General features: G+C 65.1%; 3 protein-coding genes. 2 read left to right on the top strand and 1 reads right to left on the bottom strand.

All coding sequences use genetic code 11. The annotated features are described in order from the left end of the window. Positions 1 to 447: ImmA/IrrE family metallo-endopeptidase (locus tag RE4_RS30515; protein WP_155717006.1), on the top strand; the 447-nt coding region annotated here is incomplete at its 5' end. Positions 448 to 545: 98 nt separating this feature from the next. Here RE4_RS30515 and RE4_RS30510 read toward each other — a convergent pair. After that, on the bottom strand, positions 546 to 1,775 hold the full coding sequence (locus RE4_RS30510; protein WP_044480091.1) for an IS110 family RNA-guided transposase: 1,230 nt from the start codon (positions 1,773 to 1,775) through the stop codon (positions 546 to 548). 366 nt (positions 1,776 to 2,141) lie between these two features. Between RE4_RS30510 and RE4_RS30505 the strand changes: the two genes are divergently transcribed. Then, entirely contained in the window at positions 2,142 to 2,480 is a 339-nt protein-coding gene (locus RE4_RS30505; protein WP_019750021.1) for a hypothetical protein, read from the top strand. Positions 2,481 to 2,654 lie beyond the last annotated feature (174 nt).

Here is a 2,654-nt window from a genome sequence, read left to right as displayed (position 1 = left end):
GCCGCGATCTACACCCGCATCGCGCAGGTGATGACCGAACAGGGATGGACCGTCACCCGCGAGCACATCGCCGGAGAAACGAACGGCCGAACCAGCCTCGACGGATCACGCCGCATCATCGTCGACGACAAGATCAGCGGCGCCCAAGCCGCGAAAACGATGATTCACGAAGCCGCCCACGCGCTCATGCACGCCAGCGGAGACATCGACCCCGCCGAGCTGCACCGAGGCCGCGCCGAAGTCGAAGCCGAATCCGTCGCCTACGTCCTCGCCGGACTGCTCGGACTCGACACCACCGATTACAGCATCGGCTACATCGCCGGATGGGGAAACGGAGACCTCGAGGTCATCACCGACACCGCCCGCGCAGTCCTCGCGACCGTCCACACCCTCGCCGAGGCACTCGAACCCGACGCCGACGCCGCCGAGGACACCGCAGCCGCATAGACGGCAGCACCCCACAAACACAGTGCGACACCGGGCGGAAGGAGCCCGCCCGGTGTCGCACCCGAAAGTCTACGAAAGACATCTCAGGAAGTTAACAGTCAAGCCGCGAGCACGAGAGGAGGTGGGAAGGCATGGGTTTCGTCGTAGGTTTGTCCGGTTTGCAGGCAGTGGTGGAGTTGTCCGAGGAATTTGTTGAACAAGTGGCGTTTGGCTTCTTGGAGCCAGTCACCTTTGGCTCGGCGCGCGTCGTAGTGCCGCCGCGCTCCGGGCGAGGATTTCAGCGCTGCCATCGCCCAGATCGAACCGGCGGCGGCGAGACGCCGGTTCTTGATGTGCCGGTGCGTAATGACGGTCTTCTTGCCGCTGGCGCGGGTGATCGGCGCGGATCCAGCGAAGGCTTTCAATCCACGAGCGTCGTCGAATTTCGAGCGGTCGTCACCGATCTCGGCGAGCACCCGGGCGCCGACCACTGGCCCCACGCCGGGGAAACTGGTCAGGATCTTCGCGTCCGGGTGTCGGTGAAAAGTCTCGGTAACCGCCTCCGTCAGGTCGGCAACCGCAGTACAGATGGCGTTCAGCTGCCCGAGCAACGCGCTCAGTTGCCGTCCCATCGCTTCTTCGATCATGGCGGGCTGACGGAGGTGCTCGGCGGTGAACACCTCGCGCAGGCGCCCGGCGTCCCGATCGAGATATCGCTGGCGGCCGGCTTTGGCCATCAACTTTCGCAATCGGGCCGGAGTCAATGTGGCCGCCTGGGCAGGGGTGGGAGCAGCGGTGAGGATCATCCGGGCATCGGCTCGGGTGATGCCGCCTTCGAGACCGGCGAAGGCTTCCAACGCTGCCGGGTAGAACTCCTTGAGCAGCGCGATGACCCGGTTGGTGACCTGTTGCCTGTTCCAGATCGTGTCCTGCTGCGCGCGAGCGAGCACCCGCACACTCTGGGCCAGCTCGGAATCATTCGATCGTGGGCGATGCTCGGGCAGGTCGGTGCGCAGGATATTCGCCAAGGTGCGGGCATCGACCGCATCGGACTTCGCTCCGGAGACGACATGCCTGGACCGGTAACGCGAGGCCGCGAGCGGATTGATCGGGTAGACCTGCCTTCCCGAGGCGGTCAACGCCGCGACCCACAGACCGTGATCGGTCTCGATGGCCACCGGCACCGGCTCGTGCGGGTCCTCACCGGCGTCGGCGAGCATGGCCAACAAGGCCTCGAATCCCGAGGCGGTGTTCTCGACCCTGCCGCCGGCCACCAGGCGGCCCGTGTGGTCGACGACCGCGATGTCGTGATGATCAGTGGCCCAATCGATTCCACAGAACAAACTCATTCGTTCCCTCCGTCTGCTCGATACGATGCCCGGCACCGGGCAGGGGCCACGCGGCACCCTAATCGCAGGACTCGACGGTCCGTCATCTCAGTAGCCGTCCGTGACTCCAGCACACCGCAGGACCCCCAGTGCTTTCCGAAGAGCTCTACGGCTCGGGAGAACTCATACCGGGGTGAACCCTGCGGTCGGCAGGGGCAACGCCATCACACCACCGAACACCAGATCACTGCTACCGGGGCGCACCGTTCTTTCGTGAGACATCGAATGTCCGGGCAACAACAGGCGTCGCCCCGACAGCAGCACCAGAACACAAACTGTCCCTATACGGGGTCAGCTCCTATCCCAACTACCGATTAGGGCAACGACATGAGCACCACGACCGACGAGCTGCGCACCGACACGATGTACAGCAACACCATCGACACCGCGTACCCCGCGATCACACCCTCAGGAATGGCGGCCGCCGAGATCCTCGAGACACTGACCGCAAAGATCACCGCCGCCACGAGCGCGGTAGGGATGCAAGCGGAAATCGGGTGGCTCACCCTCGCGCACGAAGTGACCGCCCGCGAAGCCGTCGCCCTGCTCGCCGTCGCGACCCGCCGCGCCTACGACGCCGGACAGATCGCACCCTCACGCGTGAATCGGGTTTACGGCCGAGTCGAGCGCGCCGCCGCACCGCACGGAATCCGATTCCGATGGTGAACGCCCGGAGGGCAGGAGTGACGGAAGTGGATCCGCAGCTGTTCACCGGATGCGTTCTCGCGGGATGCTCGAACATCGTGGCCGCGGACGGAGAAATCTGCTCGCAGTGCCGCCGCATCTTCGGCGACACGATCAGGCCCGTATCCGAGCGAGAGCGCGCCGAGACCACCGAAC

Origin of the sequence: Rhodococcus erythropolis NBRC 15567 (assembly GCF_001552595.1) — a bacterium.
Lineage (GTDB): Bacteria > Actinomycetota > Actinomycetes > Mycobacteriales > Mycobacteriaceae > Rhodococcus_F > Rhodococcus_F erythropolis.
Note: the sequence above shows the minus strand (reverse complement) of the source record. Positions and strands in the feature narration are given on the sequence as shown.

Coding starts and splice junctions, on each gene's coding strand:
- RE4_RS30510 (WP_044480091.1), bottom strand. CDS start 1,775: ATGAGTTTGTTCTGTGGAATCGATTGGGCCACTGATCATCACGACATC.
- RE4_RS30505 (WP_019750021.1), top strand. CDS start 2,142: ATGAGCACCACGACCGACGAGCTGCGCACCGACACGATGTACAGCAAC.